Source organism: Acinetobacter sp. 5862 (genome assembly GCF_024494585.1).
Taxonomy (GTDB): Bacteria; Pseudomonadota; Gammaproteobacteria; order Pseudomonadales; family Moraxellaceae; genus Acinetobacter.
The window spans coordinates 23,514-43,755 of sequence record NZ_JANHGP010000067.1 but is presented as its reverse complement, the minus strand read 5'-3'; the positions used below and the strand labels follow the sequence as shown (position 1 = coordinate 43,755).

At 39.6% G+C, this 20,242-nt stretch carries 17 protein-coding genes; 10 read left to right on the top strand and 7 right to left on the bottom strand.

What is annotated here, in order from left to right; translation table 11 throughout:
• Nucleotides 1-189 precede the first annotated feature (189 nt).
• On the top strand, nucleotides 190-522 hold the full coding sequence (locus NO346_RS13755; protein WP_256415513.1) for a hypothetical protein: 333 nt from the start codon (nucleotides 190-192) through the stop codon (nucleotides 520-522).
• 172 nt (nucleotides 523-694) lie between these two features.
• Here the strand turns inward: NO346_RS13755 and NO346_RS13750 are convergent, their stop codons facing one another.
• From NO346_RS13750 to NO346_RS13740, 3 genes are all read right to left on the bottom strand, one after another.
• Entirely contained in the window at nucleotides 695-2,221 is a 1,527-nt protein-coding gene (locus tag NO346_RS13750; RefSeq protein WP_256415512.1) for a DHA2 family efflux MFS transporter permease subunit, read from the bottom strand.
• 6 nt (nucleotides 2,222-2,227) lie between these two features.
• Nucleotides 2,228-3,376, bottom strand: a complete 1,149-nt coding sequence (locus NO346_RS13745) for an HlyD family efflux transporter periplasmic adaptor subunit (RefSeq protein ID WP_256415511.1) — start codon at nucleotides 3,374-3,376, stop codon at nucleotides 2,228-2,230.
• Between the two features lie 266 nt (nucleotides 3,377-3,642).
• Nucleotides 3,643-4,140, bottom strand: coding sequence for a thioesterase family protein (locus tag NO346_RS13740; RefSeq protein WP_087544948.1), 498 nt, complete (start codon nucleotides 4,138-4,140; stop codon nucleotides 3,643-3,645).
• 171 nt (nucleotides 4,141-4,311) lie between these two features.
• Here NO346_RS13740 and hemB point away from each other — a divergent pair, with 171 nt between their 5' ends.
• On the top strand, nucleotides 4,312-5,325 hold the full coding sequence (gene hemB / locus NO346_RS13735; RefSeq protein WP_256415510.1) for a porphobilinogen synthase: 1,014 nt from the start codon (nucleotides 4,312-4,314) through the stop codon (nucleotides 5,323-5,325).
• A gap of 79 nt (nucleotides 5,326-5,404) precedes the next feature.
• On the top strand, nucleotides 5,405-6,526 hold the full coding sequence (gene thiO, locus NO346_RS13730) for a glycine oxidase ThiO (RefSeq protein WP_256415509.1): 1,122 nt from the start codon (nucleotides 5,405-5,407) through the stop codon (nucleotides 6,524-6,526).
• Here thiO and NO346_RS13725 read toward each other — a convergent pair.
• Nucleotides 6,512-7,417, bottom strand: a complete 906-nt coding sequence (locus NO346_RS13725) for a TIGR01777 family oxidoreductase (RefSeq protein ID WP_256415508.1) — start codon at nucleotides 7,415-7,417, stop codon at nucleotides 6,512-6,514. The two genes, thiO and NO346_RS13725, sit on opposite strands and share 15 nt — an antisense overlap.
• Nucleotides 7,418-7,493: 76 nt before the next feature.
• The gene (locus NO346_RS13720; RefSeq protein WP_256415507.1) at nucleotides 7,494-7,940 is read right to left on the bottom strand and encodes an ABZJ_00895 family protein; all 447 of its coding nucleotides are present in this window, start codon (nucleotides 7,938-7,940) and stop codon (nucleotides 7,494-7,496) included.
• A 616-nt stretch (nucleotides 7,941-8,556) separates the two neighbouring features.
• On the opposite strand from NO346_RS13720, the gene NO346_RS13715 reads away from it, so the two are divergent.
• The 4 genes from NO346_RS13715 (at nucleotide 8,557) to NO346_RS13700 (ending at nucleotide 16,087) form a co-directional block, all read left to right on the top strand.
• Nucleotides 8,557-9,210, top strand: a complete 654-nt coding sequence (locus NO346_RS13715) for a hypothetical protein (protein ID WP_256415506.1) — start codon at nucleotides 8,557-8,559, stop codon at nucleotides 9,208-9,210.
• A gap of 102 nt (nucleotides 9,211-9,312) precedes the next feature.
• Entirely contained in the window at nucleotides 9,313-11,103 is a 1,791-nt protein-coding gene (locus NO346_RS13710; protein ID WP_256415505.1) for a DUF262 domain-containing protein, read from the top strand.
• Between the two features lie 127 nt (nucleotides 11,104-11,230).
• Complete coding sequence (locus NO346_RS13705) at nucleotides 11,231-12,481, top strand: exonuclease SbcCD subunit D (protein WP_305884340.1); 1,251 nt, start codon at nucleotides 11,231-11,233, stop codon at nucleotides 12,479-12,481.
• A 9-nt stretch (nucleotides 12,482-12,490) separates the two neighbouring features.
• Nucleotides 12,491-16,087, top strand: coding sequence for an AAA family ATPase (locus NO346_RS13700; RefSeq protein ID WP_256415504.1), 3,597 nt, complete (start codon nucleotides 12,491-12,493; stop codon nucleotides 16,085-16,087).
• Nucleotides 16,088-16,199: 112 nt separating this feature from the next.
• On the opposite strand, the gene NO346_RS13695 is transcribed toward NO346_RS13700, so the two are convergent.
• Nucleotides 16,200-16,877: a YggS family pyridoxal phosphate-dependent enzyme gene (locus NO346_RS13695; protein ID WP_256415503.1), complete on the bottom strand. Its 678-nt coding sequence runs from the start codon at nucleotides 16,875-16,877 to the stop codon at nucleotides 16,200-16,202.
• A gap of 123 nt (nucleotides 16,878-17,000) precedes the next feature.
• Between NO346_RS13695 and NO346_RS13690 the strand changes: the two genes are divergently transcribed.
• On the top strand, nucleotides 17,001-18,038 hold the full coding sequence (locus NO346_RS13690; protein ID WP_087537169.1) for a type IV pilus twitching motility protein PilT: 1,038 nt from the start codon (nucleotides 17,001-17,003) through the stop codon (nucleotides 18,036-18,038).
• A gap of 24 nt (nucleotides 18,039-18,062) precedes the next feature.
• Nucleotides 18,063-19,181 (top strand): PilT/PilU family type 4a pilus ATPase, encoded by a 1,119-nt coding sequence (locus tag NO346_RS13685; protein WP_004663427.1) that lies wholly within the window; start codon nucleotides 18,063-18,065, stop codon nucleotides 19,179-19,181.
• Nucleotides 19,182-19,276: 95 nt separating this feature from the next.
• Here NO346_RS13685 and fur read toward each other — a convergent pair whose 3' ends face one another.
• Nucleotides 19,277-19,714, bottom strand: coding sequence for a ferric iron uptake transcriptional regulator (fur, locus tag NO346_RS13680; protein WP_004663428.1), 438 nt, complete (start codon nucleotides 19,712-19,714; stop codon nucleotides 19,277-19,279).
• A 111-nt stretch (nucleotides 19,715-19,825) separates the two neighbouring features.
• On the opposite strand from fur, the gene NO346_RS13675 reads away from it, so the two are divergent.
• A complete protein-coding gene (locus tag NO346_RS13675; RefSeq protein WP_004663429.1) occupies nucleotides 19,826-20,224 on the top strand; it encodes an outer membrane protein assembly factor BamE in 399 nt (132 codons plus the stop codon).
• Nucleotides 20,225-20,242 lie beyond the last annotated feature (18 nt).

Genomic DNA, 20,242 nt, shown 5'->3' with positions numbered 1-20,242 from the left:
CCATTAGAGAAATTTGCTCAGCTTGTTGATTATCATAAGACTTTTCAAACTGTCGCACCTCATGTTTGAATTCGCCGAGCATTTGGAAGCCCTATTTCAAATGGAATACATGAAAATCTATTTATTGATGGAACACGTAAACCAACGCATATGCCTCTAGATGTTCATCATATTATTGATGACTGGTTTATGAGTAAATTTAATATAAAACCAAGATCAAGTACAGTTTTTGTAGGTACACAGCTAAAAAGTGTTGAGTCATATGCACAATCGAAAGGTGCTGTGATAAAACGCATCTGCTTTCCAATAGGCTCTAAATACATTTACAGTTCAAAAATTCACGATTTATATAGCGATTATAAATTACTAATCATGTCGGATGGTTACGCTGATACTCGTAATATTATTCCTCTATTAGAAGAGTCAAATTATCAAATAACAAATCATCCAGAATTAATACCTCCTGATTTTCTTGGCGAAATTATGGTTTATTGCAATAGTTTTTATTTAGAGGATTTATGAAAAGAACAGATATAAAATACCATCTCCTTTCTGACATCGTACTTACTAATCTTGAACCTGAATTAAAAGAATATCGGGAACTCGACGGAATAAACATTCATATCAGATTTAAATAAAAAACTCGGATGAATAAATCCGAGTTTTCTAAAGAAAAATTGATTATCTATCAAAATTAATGTGGTGCAGGTCCACCCGTAATTGCTTTAGGTTTTGGACTCATCCAAATTAATGCACTCGCAAAAATAAATACAATTGCTAATAACATAAACACATGATTAGCCGAAATCGTAATCGCTTCTTTATCAACTAAATTTGCAATCGTGGCGAGTGTTGCATCAGGTGAAAAACCATTTTGCAGCAAGGTATTTTGGACTTCTTGTGGGTGCAAATTATTCACCATTTCACTACGAGCTACCTTCGTGTGATCATCCCAAATTGTCACTGCAATTGAAGCACCAATCGCCCCTGCCATTGTTCTCAAGAAATTCATTAAACCTGCGGCAGAAGCCATTTCTTGAGGTAAAACAGAGCCCATTGCAATATTCGACAGCGGAATAAAGAAAAACGGCACTGCAAAACCTTGCAAGATTTGTGGCCATGCTAATGACATAAAGTCTGCATCTGTAACCCAAAAAGCTCGCATGACCGTAACCACACCCAACAATGCTAATCCAAAACTAGCCAATGCTCTTGGGTCATATTTAGTTGATAACTTGGCAACAATTGGCGACATCGTCAAACTACCAAAACCCATAGTTGCAGTCAGATACCCTGCCCACGTGGCGGTATAACCCAAGTTAATTTGTAGCCATTGAGGAATCAGGACAATACTGCCAAAGAACGAACCAAAACCAAAAGCGAGCGCAAGCACAGAAACTGCAAATCCACGGTGTCGGAACACATACAGGTTAACCACAGGATGCTTTTCCGTGAGTTCCCAAATCATGAAAACAATAAAACCCACAACTGCCGTTAATGCCAATACAATAATACTGGTACTATTAAACCAATCTCGCTCATGCCCAAGGTCTAGCATCAATTGTAAAGCACCAATCCACAGCACTAACAAACCTAAACCAACTGCATCAATTCGTAATTTCTCAGTTTTAGTTTCTGCCACAGACAGCAAGCGGATGGCTGCCAATACACAGAAAATTCCAACAGGGATATTAATAAAGAAAATCCAATGCCAAGACAGATTATCACTAATCAGTCCGCCCAAAATCGGCCCCAGAATTGGTCCAACCACGGTGGTCATGGCCCACATTCCCATAGCTTGTGAGTGTTTTTCAGGTGGGAAAATTCGCATCAACAAGGTTTGGCTCAGTGGCATTAACGGACCACCGCAAAGCCCTTGTCCAATACGGAAAAATACCAACATTTCTAGTGAGGTCGCCAAACCACATAGGAATGAAAAGATGGTGAAACCAATTAACCCAAACACAAAAACTCTGACTGTGCCAAAACGTCCAGCTAGCCAACCTGTAAGTGGCACACAGATGGCTTCAGCAACGGCGTAAGAGGTAATCACCCACGTCCCTTGTGAACTAGAAACAGCTAAGTTCCCTGTAATATGGGGGACTGAAACGTTGGCAATGGTGGTATCTAGCACCACCATAAAGTTGGAAAGTGCAATGACAAATGCGGCGAGCATTAACCGCCCACCGCTAAGTTCTGCAAAAGGATTCTGCGTTTTCATGGCTGATTACTTCGATGCGAGATCAATGTCCGCTTGCATCGACAACCCTACACGCAATGGATGTTCTGCAAGTTCTTTGGGATCAAGCGTAATACGTACAGGTAAACGCTGTACTACTTTAATCCAGTTTCCTGTCGCATTCTGTGCTGGAATCAAGGCAAATGCGGCACCTGTCCCACCAGAGAAGCCCTGAACTGTCCCGTGATAAACCACATCATCACCATATAGGTCTGAACGAAGCGTTACTTTCTGCCCTGCTTTCACTTTAGCAAGCTGACTTTCTTTATAGTTTGCATCGACATACAGTGCAGATACAGGCACCACTGACATCATCACAGTACCTGGTGCAACACGTTGCCCAATTTGAATATTCTTGCGTGTCACCACACCATCAACAGGCGCACGAATAACGGTACGCTCTAAATCAAGCGTTGCTTGCTCAACATGGGCTTTTGCAACCAAAACATCAGGTGTTGATGCTTCATTTGCCCCTTGAATCAATGCTTCATTTGCAGCAAGTGTACTTTCTGCGGCTTTACGGCTTGAGGTTGCTTGGGCTAAACCCGCTTGAGCTAAATCTAAGCTTGCTTGTGCCGTCGATACTGCACTTTGCGCTTTGCTCAATTCCTCTTTAGAAATCGCTCCTGAAGCAGCAAGTTCATTACGACGCTTTAACTCTAAGTTCGCTTTATCAAAATCTGCTTGCGCTTTACTTACTTGTGCTTGTGCACTATTAATTTCATCATTGCGAACCACAACTTGAGAATTCAATGAGCTACTATTCGCTTGGCTTTGCTTGTATTGACGTTGCGCTTTTGCCAATTCAGCTTGTGCTTGTGCCAACTGGATTTTGGCATCACGCTCATCTACACGAACGAGAACATCACCCTTTTTAACTTGTTGGGTATCTTTCACCAAAACTTCAGCGACTTGTCCACTGACCATTGAGGTGATTTGTGCCGTTTCTGCCCCAACATAGGCATTATCGGTACTGACAGCATGATTAAAGAACAACGCCCAAATAGCATACAAAATTGCTGCAAGGATAAGAATAAGTGCGAAAAATCCTAAAAACTTTTTACGTTTTGCTTTCATTGCATCATCTGATGCCGAATTAGCAGCAATATCTTGTTGATTAGCTTGGGCGTCAGTCATATGTTATTCCTGAAAATTAAAGGGATTTTTAACTTTTGGTTTAATCAGCAGATCAGTTTAATTTTGAAAACTTAACCGAATGTTAAAACAAAAGATCAAAATACAAACAAAAATTTAAATCGCATTTTAACGATAAAAAATCATATGACGAGAATAAAAAAAATAACTGATGCGTTCAATTCTTATATTTTGATAATTATTTTTACTTCACTTTCATTTAAACAATAAAAAAGCGTCAAAAGACGCTTTCATATCAAACACTATACTTAAAAGGCGTAAGAAGCGATTGCGGTTGCAATTGGCTTAGCTTCATCATTGAGCATGGTCATACGCATAGTACAGCCTTTGCGTCCTAAGCGTAATGTTTCCGCACGCGCAGTAAAAAACTGACCACGACCCGGAGCAAGATAATCAACACGCATATCTACAGTTGCTAAACGCGATACTTTCTTAATCGTGTCAGGTAAATCTTCAGGGGTTGCACGGCGATAAAGTTGTTCCATTGCAACCACGCCACCAATACTATCCAGTAATGTCGCAGCAACACCACCATGCAAAATTTGGAAGGCTACATTACCGACCAAGTCAGGCTGCATCTCGATATAACCTTCAATTTGATCATCAACAACGCGCATGCTCATGCCACAATGCTTAAAAAATGGTGAAGAATTAAATGCTTTACAAAGCTGCTTTAATACCACGTCATGATCGGCTTTAGCACCTAACTGAATATTGCCTGTCCAGTTTTTCTTTACATCATTCATACGCTGTCTAAATCCAAAGGAACGATAAACATCCCATTATTTTGTACAAATCTAAAATTATGGGGCTACAATAGCGAGGATATTTAATTGAACTTAGCCGCTAAGCTCTCCCTAGCATGACTTAAATATTTCAATTATTCCTATAGTGTAATACTGAACATCGAGATTGTTATGACTTATACGTTCAATCGTCCCGCTTTTCCCGCGACTCGCATGCGCCGTATCCGTAAAAATGACCAACTTCGTGCCATGGTCAGTGAAACACAACTCACACCTAATCATTTGATTTATCCAGTATTTGTATTACCGGGACAACAACAAAGTCAAGATATTCCAAGCATGCCAAATGTGCAGCGTCTGTCTGCCGATTTATTGCTCAAAAAGGCAGAAAGCCTGCTGGAACTTGGCGTATCCAAGCTTGCGCTATTCCCTGTAACACCACAACAAGATAAAAGTTTAACGGCAGAAGCGGCCTGGCATGAAGAGGGTCTGGTTCAAACCACTTGCCGCTTACTGAAAAAAGAATTACCAGAAATGGTATTGATTACCGATGGCGCACTTGATCCTTATACCACTCATGGTCAAGACGGTATTATTGATGAAACTGGCTATGTTTTAAATGACGAAACGGTAGAATGCCTAGTCAAACAAGCCCTCAGCCATGCACAAGCGGGTGCTGATGTCGTTGCACCAAGTGACATGATGGATGGACGTATTGGTGCGATTCGTCAAGCACTTGAACAAAATGGTTTTATCTATACCAATATCATGGCGTATTCAGCAAAATATGCCTCCAGCTTCTATGGCCCTTTCCGTGATGCAGTGGGTTCAGCAAGTAATTTAAAAGGTGCAAATAAATATAATTATCAAATGGATGTTGGCAATCGTGCCGAGGCATTGCATGAAATTGCACTTGATATTCAGGAAGGTGCAGATATGGTGATTGTAAAACCGGGTATGCCTTATCTAGATGTCGTTCGTGAAGTGAAAGATACCTTTGGTGTACCTACTTTTGTCTACCAAGTTAGTGGTGAATACGCCATGCTTGCAGGTGCGATTCAAAATGGCTGGTTATCTGAAAGCGTGATTTTAGAGTCATTGATGTGCTGTCGTCGTGCGGGTGCAGATGGTATTTGGACATATTTTGCCGAAGATGCTGCACGTAAACTCAAAGAGATGAGATAGCAATCTCCCTTACTGAGCTAAAACACTCCTCACCTCTTTAATATCAAAGAGGTGAATTTTGAAATTGGTTTAATTTTTTATGCATATTGCCATTATTGGTGCGGGTATTAGCGGCTTGATGTCAGCGTTAGAACTTGCTGAACAAGGTTGCTCTGTTGATATTTTTGATCAACAACAAGCAGGTCAGGCTGCCTCATGGGCAGGCGGTGGAATTCTTTCCCCGATGTACCCGTGGCGTTATGCACCAGAAGTTAATCATCTTGCTCAATACGGTAAATCACTGTATCAAATGTGGAATGAAAAACTGCTGCCTATCACGGAGATTGATTTTCAAATCCACAATACAGGCATGCTGATTTTCGATCAGGAAGACTTTGATGTAGGACTGAATTACGCCAATCAATATCAAGAACCCATGCAACAGTGCAATTTGTTAGAACGCAAACAACTTGAACAAATTAATCCGCATATTTCAGAAAAATTTCAACAAGCCATCCATTTTCCGCAATTGTCGAATGTACGTAATCCTCGTTTATTACAATCTCTCATCAGCTATCTTAAACAGCATCCTTTCGTTCGTTTTTTTGAGCACTGCTCAATTGATCAACTGATTGTTAAAAATAAAACGGTACACGGAATACAAACTTCAAATCGTCAAGTTTTTCATGCTGATCATGTTGTTCTGACCTCGGGCGCATGGAGTCAATATTGGGAAGAACACATACATCGACAAATTCCTGTACAGCCCATACAGGGGCAAATGCTGCTGTTCAAAACACCTGAAAACTGGTTACCTACCATGTGCATGAACCGTGTGATGTATCTCATTCCACGTCAGGATGGTCATATTGTCTGTGGTTCGAGTATGGCTGACTGTGGTTTTAGTACGGCTGTGGATGAGCAAACACAGCAAGATATTTTAACGGCGTGTCTAGAAATGGTGCCTGAGCTGGAACAGTTCCCGATTGTGCAACGCTGGGCTGGGTTACGTCCTAGTTCACCTCAAGGAATTCCTTATATTGGTGAAATGCCTGATATAGCCAACTTATGGGCAAATTTTGGGCATTTCCGTAACGGGCTGTGTATGGGTGCTGGTTCGGCGCAATTGTTACGCCAACTCATTTTAAAACAAGCGCCTATTGTTGACCCAAGTGCCTATTCACCAAGTCGTTTGAAGAAAAAAAATTTAGTGATCCAATAAAATTTCGGTTAAGGCTTGCTCTAAATTGGGGTACTGAAATTTAAAACCATGCTTGAATAATGCCTGAGGCGTTACATATTGACCATTTAAAATTAATTGTGATTGTTCGCCTAATGCTAATTCAAACACGCATTTAGGCATCGTCATAAAAGGTTTACGTTTCAAAACTCGTGCAGCAACATCAGCAAAACCTTGTTGATTGATTTGTTCTGGAGCAACTAAATTGTAAACTTTTTGATCAGCCTGTAATTGAAGTAAAAAAATAATTGCTCTTAAAACATCTTGAATATGAATCCAAACAACAGGTTGTTTGCCTGAGCCAATTTTAGCAATCATATTCAATCGAATCGGTAACAACATTTGCGGCAAGATTCCGCCATCACCAAACACCACCCCTAAGCGAATAATTTTAGTATTTTGTTGAGTAAATTTAAGTGCTGTTTGTTCCCAAGCCTGACAAAGCTCTGACATAAAGATGACTTGTGGCGGTGTATTTTCGTCACAGATCGCCGTCCACATTTCTTGAGGATCAATCCCGTAATAGCCAATAGCTGAGCCAGAAATAATACATTGGGGGAAGATGCTTTTTTGCTGTAACCACTGATAAAGTTTCTCCGTCATGGCGACTCGGCTTTGTATCAGTTGTTTTTTTCTTTGATCAGTCCAGCGTTTTTGACCAATATTTTCACCAGCCAAATTGATCACATAGTCAATTTCAATGACTTTAATTTCATCTAAATCATTCACCCATGTTAAATCTGAATCATATGAAGCTTTATTTTTTTGTCGTGTCAGTGCAATCACTTGAAAATTATTTTTCAATAGAAAAGGTAAAAGATGAGAACCAATAAACCCACTTGCACCTGTCACCAATACCGTCATTTTTTTCATGGACTGATCTATCAAAAATGAATCGTATTAAAACTTTTAGCAGAATACAGGTGAATTACAAGTGAACTTTTTTATCCTAGTTAAACATCTTGTTTGCCATTCTTTGCGCCTGTGGACCATAGAACCAGTAGGTCATTAGAAATAGTGGAATGGCAAGCATCGCCCACATCCCTAACACCGTGATAAGGAACTGTGGCTGTTTTAGGTAGAGCAGAAAATTCTGCCAGATTTCAGGGTCTTTACGTGCAAAGATAAATAAACCAAGCAATAAACCACAAATGTTATATCCCCAAAAAATCAGGGTAAATCCCAAAGTCAGGCGTTTCTTTTCCTGCGCAGTTGGGGCACGGCGCTGTTGCTTTAAAAACCTGAATAAAACAAAAATGATTGCAATTAGATAAGGAATGGCTGTAAGCACTCCTCCAATGCTATTAGGTAAAATTGCAGCGATGACTCCAGCGATTAGGCTAGAAATCAAGCACACAATAAAAAACCAAAGGTAGTACAAACGCAATGAAATCATGTAAATAAACCAAATCTAATCTACTTCAAAAATAATTATAAATTTTTTTCACTTTTTTTTCATTTTTATGTCAACCAATCCACACCTAGCAGCGTTATATAGGGTACAAGGTCGCAGGAACCGAATGTTCATTGCACGGCATCCGCAATATTTTTCGGTGACCTTTCATTATGACTCTCCATCTTTAACAATGGCTTTGTTAGTAGCCAAAGCCGTTGAAAAAGATTTTGACCGACGATTTATCATCACTCGAATCGTCGGTTTTTATTTTTTATAATGCTCAAAAATAAAAAATCAGAATATAAACCATGTCATATCTATTGAAATTCAATTTTCAAGTTCACAATGCGATGTACATCTGTGTTCAGTTAAGACGATTAGCAAAATAGAAAATCTTTCTATTGAATATTATCCTATTAAAACAAAAGTGTTCACGACAGCATATTGCAATGCCCGATGCCATACCATCGATTGGGTGCTGTAACTGTTGTTATTGGCAAAGCTATTTCCTGAATTTAGATCATCACGTCTTTGTTCGATATGAAATTGATGAGAATGCAAAATGACAATGCTATACTAAAATTTCATAAAATTAAGCAAGTTAAGCACTATAAAAATGAAATGTCCAAACTGTCAGGTTGACGTTGTAAATGAAAATATCAATATCCAAACGGATATGGGGAAATGCCAAGTTTGCAATCATATTTTTCGTATTTCTGAAAATTTTGATACGCCATCATATGCATTTGATATCAATCAACCCCCAAGCGGTACTTGGTATAAAAATAATATGCAAGAAATTAAACTAGGCGCAACACTGAGAAGCCCGATTGCTTTCTTTCTAGTGCCTTTTATGTTGATTTGGTCTGGTGGTTCACTAGGTGGAATCTATGGAACTCAAATCGCAAAACAGCAATTTAGCATCTTACAAAGTCTATTTGGTATCCCATTTCTGATTGGAACCATCATTTTTGGTTCGCTTACACTGATGATGCTATTTGGTAAAATTGAGCTCACCATTAATCAACAAGGTGGACGTGTATTTACGGGAATTGGCAGAATAGGAAAATCAAAATATTTTAATTGGAATGACGTTAGTCGAATTAGAGAAAACCGTTCAACTAACTCATCCAATAAACAACAGGCCCAAATTGTCATTGAGGCAAATCAGCCTATCACGTTTGGTCTTGGACTCGCTCCAGAAAGACACCACTACTTATTTCATGCATTGAAAAGAATACAATCACAATATAAACCTGAAAGAAGGTAAAAATTTAGCTAGATTACTCTATTCAAAAATAGGCTTTATTTTATGATTTTGTTTAAAAATTATCGTAATATAAAAAGCATTTAACGTTTTATTCAAACTACAATGCAAAAATATTCAGTCAATCAGCATCTAATTGAAACCTTATTAATTTGGGTCAAATCAGGCGAAATTGCCATCCCCGAAATCCAACGACCGTTTGTTTGGGATACTTCAAAAGTTCGTGATTTGATGGATAGCTTGTATCAAGGTTATCCGATTGGATACGTCATTGCGTGGAGGAATCCCAACGTAAAACTTAAGGATGGAAGTGTTAGTGAAGGCAAAAAAGTATTGATTGATGGTCAACAAAGAATTACCGCATTGACCGCTGCAATTTTAGGTCAGTATGTCATCAATAAAAATTATCAACGCATAAAAATTAAAATTGCTTTTAACCCCATCGAAGAAAAATTTGAGGTGCAAAACCCAGCCATTCTAAAAGACAAAACATGGCTACACGATATTGCTGATGCATTCTCTGGCAATGTGAGCTTGCTTAAATTAGTACGTGATTATTCCAGACTCAACCCTGAAATTGAGGAAGATTTAATTGAAAATTCTTTTTCACGGCTTATTAGCATTGTGAAAAAACCAATTGGAATGATTGAATTAGCACCCGAATTGGACATTGAAACGGTGACAGAAATTTTCATCCGCATCAATTCTAAAGGCGTGGTTTTAAGTCAGGCAGATTTTGCTATGAGTAAAATTGCTTCGGACACTGAAAATGGGGGCAACGAATTGCGAAAAGCTATTGATTATTTTTGTCATTTAGCCATTGCACCCGATTTTTATAAGCATATTGTCGATAATGACAAAGAATTTTCTGAAAGCGATTATTTCAAAAAAATGTCGTGGCTCAAAACAGAAAACGAAGATTTATATGATCCGAGTTATAACGATTTAATTCGTGTTGCATTTACCTCTCAATTTAATCGAGGACGGCTTTCAGACTTGGTAAGTTTACTTTCAGGCAGGAATTTTGAAACCCGAACCTTTGAAACTGAAATTGCGGAACAATCTTTCCAAAAACTGAAATATGGCGTGCACAATTTTATCAACGAAACTAATTTCAAGCGTTTTTTGATGATTGTCAAATCAGCAGGTTTTATTTCACCCAAGCTAGTTCGTTCACAAAATGCTCTTAATTTTGCCTATATCGTGTATCTAAAATTAAAGGAACTTGGGGTCAATTCTATTGAGATTGAAAGTTATGTCAAAAAATGGTTGGTGTACTCAATTTTAACAGGGCGATATTCGGGCTCACCTGAAAGTACATTTGACTTTGATATTAAACAAATTTCCCAAAAACCATTTGCAGATTATTTGAAAGAAAAAGAAGATGGTGAACTTTCCGATGCTTTTTGGAATGCCTCTTTACCGCAAAGTTTGGACACTTCAGTAGCGAGTAGTCCATATTTCCATGTATTCCTCGCTTCACAAGTCAAAGCAAATGACAAAGGTTTTTTATCAAAGGATGTTTTGATCAGCGACTTAATTTCATTACGTGGTGATATACACCACTTATTCCCCAAAGATTATTTAAGTAAGCATGGCTTAGATAGAGGAAAGTACAACCAAATCGCCAACTATGTTTATATGCAATCCGAGGTCAATATAAAAGTGGGAAATAAACCGCCCAAAGATTATTTTGAACTCATCAAAAGTCAAATACAGGATGAAAATAGGCAAGTCAGTGGTCTTTCAACCGAACAAGACCTTTTAGATAATCTTAAAATGAATTGTGTTCCAACTGAAATCATGGATATGAATATCAACGATTATCAGGATTTTTTAACCCTAAGACGCAAACTTATGGCACAGAAAATAAAGGCATATTACGTTTCATTATAGCTATCATGATGAGCTGTTCAGCGTACAAGAAAGCGACACGCGCTGTCGCCATAAAAGTTTACCGCAATAAATTTCAACTGAATCTATGCTAACTTATCCCTATTCAAAAATAGGGATTTTTCCGTCCATGACCGTGCATTTTTTTCATACGTCTGATTGGCATTTGGGGCAGTTTTTTTATAATCATTCCCGCCACTATGAACATGAACAATTTCTGGCATGGTTACTTGAGCAGATCAAAGCCAAACAGCCGCATGCATTACTCATTGCGGGTGATATTTTTGATGTGATTAATCCCAGCTCACAGGCACAAAAACAACTCTATCAATTCCTTGCCGATGCACACGAGCTTGCCCCACAGATGCAAACTTTGATGATTGCAGGCAATCATGATTCGGGCTATCGCATTGAACAAGTCGAGCCCTTATTAGAAAAATACAATGCTAAAACAGTCGGTGTGATTCGCTGGAATCAAGATAAAACATTGGATTTAGAACGCCTCATTTTGCCAATTTATGATGAACAAAAGCAGATTGTGGCGTGGTGTATTGCCCTGCCATTTCTACGTTCAGCTGAAATCACAGGCTTTAATGAACACACCACCAACAGCCAAAATGCGATTGCTTATTTACATCAACAGTTAATCGAAGAAGCCAAACGCCGTAAAACCGATGATCAGGCCCTGATTCTGATGTCACATGCGCATATGCAAGGTGGTGAAACTTCTGATTCAGAGCGGCCGATTATCATTGGCAATGAAGAAGCGCTTTCTACCAGCCTGTTTGATGACAGTATCGATTATGTTGCACTGGGGCATTTGCATAAACCGCAAAAAGTGCAGCATCCACATATTCGTTATAGCGGCTCACCGATTCCACTGTCATTTAGTGAAATCAACTATAAACATCAAGTGGTCGAGGTCAGCATTGATCCTACAAAAAGTGAAGATTCGTTTAACTTTGAAGCTTTGCCGATCCCCAGAAGTATTCAACTGCATAAAATTAAAGATGAACTCAGTGTAGTCATGCAACATCTGCGCAATCTACCAAATCAACCGATCGAAAATCTCGAGCATCGTGAATATGTCGATATCGAATATCATACCTCGACACCACCACAGCCGAATCTACGACAACAATTTGAAGATGCCTTGCCCAAAGATCGTTATCGACTGGTGCGGATTTCCAGACAATATCTCTCCAATGAAAGCAATGCAGAGAGCAAGCAGAACATTAGCTTAGAACCACCGACACCCGAAAAACTATTTCAGCAAATTTGGGAGAAAAAGGGCTATCACGCCGATGACGAAGTTACCAAAGACTTTATGAGTTTGGTCGCAGAAGCGCAAAAGCAACTTGAAGATGATCAGACTGTTTAAGGACCTGCCATGAAAATTTTATCAATACGACTAAAAAATTTGGCATCTCTGGCAGATGAGCACTTTATTGATTTTGAAACTGAGCCTTTGGCCAGTGCGGGACTGATCGCCATTGTTGGAAAAACAGGTGCGGGTAAATCTACGATTTTAGATGCGATGTGCTTAGCACTGTTTAATCAAATCCCACGCCTCAAAACCAGTGATGGCAAACTATTAGATGTCGATGGTTCTGAACTACTGACCAACTCCCCTTTAACGGTTCTGCGTCGCGGCACTGGCCATGGTTTTGCCGAACTATGTTTTGTGGCACAAGATCAGAAATATTATCTCGCACGTTGGGAAATTAAACGTGCCCGTGAAAATGCCAGTGGCAAACTGCAAAGTGTGCAACGCTCACTCAAATGCCTGACTGATGGCGTGGTGATTGCAGATAAAACCAAAGCGGTTGAAGCACATATTCAACAGATTACCCAACTCAGTTTTGAACAATTCACCCGTGCAGTATTGCTCGCACAGTCCGAAGTCACGGCATTTTTAAAGGCGCGCGATAATGAACGTGGTGAATTATTGGAATATCTGACCAACTCCAGTATTTTTGCCAAAATTGGACAACTGGCTTATGCGAAGACCAAAGAAATAGCTGATCAACGCAAGCAACTGGAAAATGTGCTCGGTCATATTGAAATCCGTTCAGATGAAGAAGTTGCTGAATTACAGACTCAATTCCAGCAGATACAACAACAGGTTCAACAGTTGGAAGCTGACAAAATTCAGCTTAATCAACAGCAACAATGGTTTGAACAGCGACAGAAACTCGAAACTGAAATCACACTAAAACAACAACAGCATGAGATTCAAATTCAAGCACATCAGGCTTTAGCCGCAGATCGCAATCGACTCAACCAACTTGAAACCTTTTCAGACATTCGTCCGATTGTATTCCAACAGCAACAACTGGAAAAAGCACTGCAACAGCTTGAACCGCAGATTCAACACAAGCAACAGCAATTTACCGCTGTAAGCAGCCAATTTGAGCAAGAAAAAACGGCTTATACGCGGGCTGAAACAGCCTTACAGCAATTTCAGAGTTTTGAACAAAACCATCAGCATGAACTCACTCAAGTGCGTAAATATGTACAGGAACGTGAATACATTGCCGATGAATATAAGAAAACCAAACTCCGCTTAAACCAAAACGAAGCGCAACAACAACCATTACTTGAGCAGCAACAGCAGTTTGAACAAAGTCACCATAGCTTATCGATACAACAACAAAGCTGCTCTGAACAACTGCAACAGAGCGCGCAATTCTCCACTTTAGATAAGGGCTTGAATGCACATCTTCAGCAGCTGCAGCAATTTATTCTGCAATACCAAAAAGTCGAACAAAATTTAGGTTCGATTCAACAGGCACAATCAAAACTTGAACAAGATCAGATCGTATTGAATGAGCTCATTCAAAAATTTGGTACACCACAACAGATTGAAAGCCAGCTTGAACAAAAACAAAAACTTAGAGAACAGCAACAAGCCCAACTGAATCAACTGGATCTAATTCAGCAAAAGTTACAGCATTATTTTGAACTTAACAAAGACCGTGATGAACTAAGCCATAAGCTCAGCAACACACAGCAACAATATCAGCAACTTGACCAACAACTGCAAACTAGCCAAGGCGCATTCCAATCTGCCAAAAATGAACGGGAAAAATTGCAGCAGATATTGCAACAACAGCGTTTATTACATGCTGAAAATATTGAACATCTCCGTGCAGAACTCAAACACGGAGAAGCCTGTCTGGTCTGTGGTAGCACCGAACATCCCTATCGTGATGATGCAAGTCAGCTCTCCAAAGCCTTGTATGAGCTGCAACAACAGCAGGAGCAACAGGCCATCCAACAAGAGCAACAATGCTTTCAACTTTGGCAAAACACACAGCAGCAATTTACCCAGATTCGTACCGAACTGACTCAATTGCAATCCGCAGTGCAACAAGCAGATGACAAATTCAAACTGCAACATCAGGAGTTAGTCAAACATGCCGCACAGTTCGACATTCAGTTAGATTTAACCCAACCACATGCTGAAATCACGGTAGCTCAACAACAATGGACGAGTGAAGCAACTAAACTCAAACAGCAGATTGAAATTGAGTTACAGCAACTGCATCAGGCCAATAAAGACCACTATCACCTGACTCAAACGATTCAAAATATCCGCTATCAACTCGAAAGCGTACAGCAGTTACAGCAACAGATTCAGCATGTTGTAGATTGCCTGACTAGCGATGAACAAAACTTATGGCAACAGCAAACGCTAAGCTCTGCTCAACAGCTAGCACAACGTTTACAGCAACGTGTTCAACAGATTGAACAAGCTGAAACACTCAGCAAGCAACAGCAGCAGCTTGAACAGCAACTGAATCTATTAAAGACCAATTTAACAAGCTTGAACACTCAACATGCGGAGTTTAGCCAGCAACTCAAAGATGTCGAGCTTAAAGGCAAACAAAATACAGAGTCAGCGCATCAACTCATTGTAGTGATGACAGGTTTAACCGAACTGAAAGCCAATGAATGGTTAAACCAACACGATCAACAGCGTCAGCAACTCCAAAATCAATATCAGCAAATCAAGCAGCGTTTTGAACAGACTCGTCAAATCTATGAACAGCAGAAAAATGAACTGGAACAGCTCAAGGCTCAACAACAACAGCAACAATCTACTATTACTCAATCTAAAACTGAAATTCGAGCATGGTTAAGCCAGCATCCTGAGTTTGAAGAGCATCAATTAGCTGACTTACTTGCTATTCGTGCTGAGCAAGAACAGCACATTCGAACATCGCTACAACATGCAGAACGCTTACTCAATGAGGCCGCCTCTGCATTGAAAACGCTGCAACAGCAATTACAGATACATCAGCAACAACAGCCACCCATCGAACACACCCAGTTGATTGAGTACATCCATCTCAATCATGAGAAGCTACAACAGCAAGCCGAACAACGTGATAAGTTCAAACTGAAATTAGAAGTACATCAACAAAACCTTGCCAAGCAAAAACAATTTGCAGATCAAATCCAGCAGATTCAGCAGCAGGAACACCGTTGGAATAAGATTTCTAGTTTAATTGGCGATTCCAAAGGTAAAAATTTCCGTGACTTGGCTCAGCAATATAATCTGGATATTTTGCTGGAATATGCCAATCAACAATTAGCAATGCTATCGCAGCGTTATACCTTAAAACGTTTGGATAACTCCCTCAGCCTAGCCATCATTGACCATGATATGGATGGTGAAACCCGTTCAGTGGCTTCACTGTCTGGTGGTGAGTCTTTCCTGACTGCCCTTGCGATTTCCTTGGCAATTGCCAATATGGCTTCAGGTTCTATGAAAATCGAATCACTGTTTATTGATGAAGGTTTTGGCACACTGGATGCTTCATCCTTGCATATGGTGATGAATGCGCTAGATCAACTGCAAAGCCAAGGCCGTAAAGTGGTATTGATCTCGCATATTCAGGAAATGCATGAGCGTATTCCTGTACAGATTCAGGTACAGTCAATTGGCTCAGGTTCAAGTCGGATTGAGCTGGTGGGCTGATACAGGGCTTAACCAGTTACCCGAAACATAGTTTCTCGTCTCGCGCTTCGGGCAAATGAGAAACATAGCTTCGCAAGACATCGTGAAACGAGGTAGCTTTGCTTTTCCTCGCTCATCCTCTTGCACCAAACAATGCCGTTCCTACTCTGACCATAGTTGAACCTGCTGCAATCGCAGCTTCGAGATCGGCAGACATGCCCATACTTAATGTATCCCAGTCTTGCGGCTGTGCATGCTGAGACTTCACTTCATCAAATAAGGCCTTGGCATCGATAAACGCAGCATAATTTTCAGGTGCTGGAATCACCATCAATCCACGCAAACGTATGTGTGGAAGCTGACTGATTTGATGAACCAATTCTAAAACCTCATTTGGTTGGCAACCATCTTTAGAATTTTGCCCATCAATATTTACCTGAATACAGATATTTAACGGTTTTTGATTTTCTAAACGTTGCTTGGATAAACGTTCTGCAATAATGAAGCGATCGACTCCATGCACCCAATCAAATGTTTCTGCTAAATGCTTGGTTTTATTGCGTTGTACATGACCAATAAAATGCCATTCAATATCTAAATCTTGTAATTCATCAATTTTAGTCAAGGCTTCTTGCAAATAATTTTCACCAAAACAACGCTGACCAACAGTATACATTTCTCGTAAGGTTTGGCTCGGATGAGTCTTTGAAACAGCCAACAATTGTACAGTCGAAGGATCACGTTTCACCTGCTGGCAAGCTTGCTCTATTTGATTTAAAACAGATTGACGGAATTGCTCAGATTTATTCATTGACACAGTTCTCACTTACAAAATCTTTTTTCTCTCACATTCTATAATATGTTGGTAACACAGAGTGAAAGCCGTATATTATTCTATAAAAGAGTGAGGCATTTTGATTGTTTCGGGGAAATCATGGATATTACAGAATTACTAGCATTTGCAGTTAAAAACGGTGCTTCAGACTTACATCTTTCATCAGGTATGCCACCAATGATTCGTGTAGATGGTGAAGTCCGTCGTATTAATTTACCAGCACTAGAACATAAAGATGTACACCGCTTAGTGTATGACATCATGAATGATAAACAACGTCGTGATTATGAAGAAGATCTAGAAACTGACTTTTCATTTGAAGTGCCTAATATTGCACGTTTCCGTGTGAACGCATTTAACCAAAACCGTGGCGCTGGCGCGGTATTCCGTACCATTCCATCTAAAGTTTTAACCATGGAAGACCTTGGTTTAGGTTCAATTTTTAAAGAAATTTGTGATTATCCACGGGGTATCGTTTTGGTCACAGGACCTACGGGTTCTGGTAAATCAACGACGCTCGCTGCGATGATCGACTATATCAACGAAAACCGCTATGACCACATTTTAACGGTTGAAGACCCAATCGAATTTGTACACCAATCTAAAAAATGCCTGATCAACCAGCGTGAAGTGCACCGTGATACACATGGCTTCAATGAAGCACTGCGTTCAGCACTGCGTGAAGACCCTGACATTATCCTTGTGGGTGAGATGCGTGATTTGGAAACCATTCGTCTGGCATTGACTGCTGCGGAAACGGGTCACTTGGTTTTTGGTACACTGCATACGACCTCTGCAGCGAAAACAATTGACCGTGTCATCGACGTATTCCCTGCCGAAGAAAAAGATATGGTTCGTGCCATGCTTTCTGAATCACTACAAGCCGTTATTTCACAAACATTATTGAAGAAAAATGGTGGTGGTCGTGTTGCAGCACATGAAATCATGATTGGAATTCCAGCTATTCGTAACCTTGTACGTGAAAATAAAGTAGCTCAGATGTATTCTGCCATCCAAACGGGTGCAAACTACGGTATGACTACACTTGACCAAAGTCTTAAAACCTTGGTTTCAAAAGGTGTTATTAGCCCTCAAGTTGCCCGTACTGCAGCAAAACAACCTGAGTCATTCCTATAATAATAAACGGATTAGAGAAATATCATGGACTTTAATGATTTACTCAATTTAATGATTCAACAAAGTGCATCTGATTTATTTGTGACTGCAGATGTTGAACCTTCAATGAAGATCAACGGTCAAATTGTGCCTGTTTCAAAGTCTAAACTCTCAGGTGAAGTCGTTGGTCAGTTACTTCATTCGATTATGTCAGATAAGCAGCGTAAAGAATTCGCTGAAACAAGAGAGTGTAATTTTGCGATCGTCAACCGTGAGAAAACAGCTCGTTTCCGTGTAAGTGCATTTCAACAACGTGATATGCCTGGAATGGTTTTACGTCGTATTGAAACTGTCATTCCAACCATGGATGAACTCAAGCTCCCTAGCGTGCTGAAAGAACTCGCCATGACCAAACGCGGTATTATTATCTTTGTAGGCGCAACAGGTACAGGTAAATCAACCTCATTAGCTTCGATGATTGGTTACCGTAACCAAAATTCAAAGGGTCATATTATTACCATTGAAGACCCAATTGAATTCGTACATCAACATGCGGGTTGTATTGTCACTCAACGTGAAGTCGGGATTGATACAGATTCATTTGAAGTCGCATTAAAAAATACGCTTCGCCAAGCACCTGATGTGATCTTAATTGGTGAGATTCGTTCTCGTGAAACCATGGACTATGCGATTGCTTTTGCTGAAACAGGTCACTTAGTGCTCGCAACACTACACGCAAACAATGCAAACCAAGCACTTGATCGTATTATTCACTTCTTTGAAGCAGATCGCCATCCTCAATTGCATATGGATTTATCACTTAATCTCAAGGCCATGGTTGCTCAACAGTTGATCCCAACGCCAGATGGTAATTCACGTCGTGCAGCAATTGAGATTCTGATTAATACACCACTTTTGGCAGATTACATACGCAAAGGTGAAGTACACGAAATTAAAGATCTCATGAAGCGTTCTCGTGAGTTAGGTATGCAGACTTTTGACCAAGCATTATTTGATTTATATAAAGCAGGTGAAATTACGTATAAAGATGCACTGAAGCATGCTGACTCGCCAAATGACTTACGTCTCACAATTAAACTTTCAGAAGAAGGTACAGATCAGTTATTGAGTGCGAGCCGAAATATTACCTTTGATGGTCAATAATTGAAATTAAGACATTAAAAAAAGGAAGGTTTTAAAAAACCTTCCTTTTTATTTGTTTAATTTTAGTAAAGTACTAAGCTTTAACTAAATCAAACTCATTTTTTACGATAAGCATCTTGGCATTCAGAATCACTACAATAACCGTATAAGTTTAATGAATGACCAGTTAAGGCAAAATTATGCTGATCTGCAACAGCATGTTGCTCTTTCTCAATAATATCATTCGTAAATTCAACAACTTTGTTGCAATTTAAGCAAACAAGGTGATCATGATGATCTTCTTGCATGATTTCAAAAACTGAATGATTATTTTCAAAATGATGACGTTGGATAATGCCAGCCGCTTCAAATTGTGTTAACACTCGGTAAACAGTTGCTAAACCAACATCTTCACCTTGTTCAAGCAAAGTTTTATAAATATCTTCAGCACTTAAATGATGTTGTTTTGAATTTTCTAACAATTCCAAAATCTTAATACGAGGAAGGGTGACTTTAAGTCCAGCTTTGCGTAAGTCTTGATTGGAAATAGGCATTTAAAAAGGTCTCTCAACAAATCTTAAGTTGGAATAGGCAATAGAGTTTAGATGCAGTATGATCTATCCTTGAACCAAATGCATCATCATTTATCAGGATAGTGTAGCAAAATGCAAAAAATCATGCTGGCGTTATTCGTCACTTCAGTACTTAGCGGTTGTTCAGTCTTTGGTGTTTATAAAGTTGATATTCCACAAGGAACACCGTTAACCAAAGCACAAGCATCTCAAGTACAAGTAGGCATGAGCTTTCAGCAAGTCCGTTTCTTACTGGGTAGTCCAACTGTTACAGATCCATTAAATCCATTACGTTGGGACTATATCTACAACTACACACCAGGTACTTATGCTAAAAAAGCAAAAATACCGGCAGTGCGTGGTCAACACTTAAAAGTTTATTTCGATGCGAATGGCAATGTAGAACGTCTAGAAGGTTTAGATACGATTCCCGAATCACAACCTGGTTTACCAGCATCAAAAGAAGCGATTCTGACTGCGCCACCACTATAAATAGTTTCCCAAAAAAAG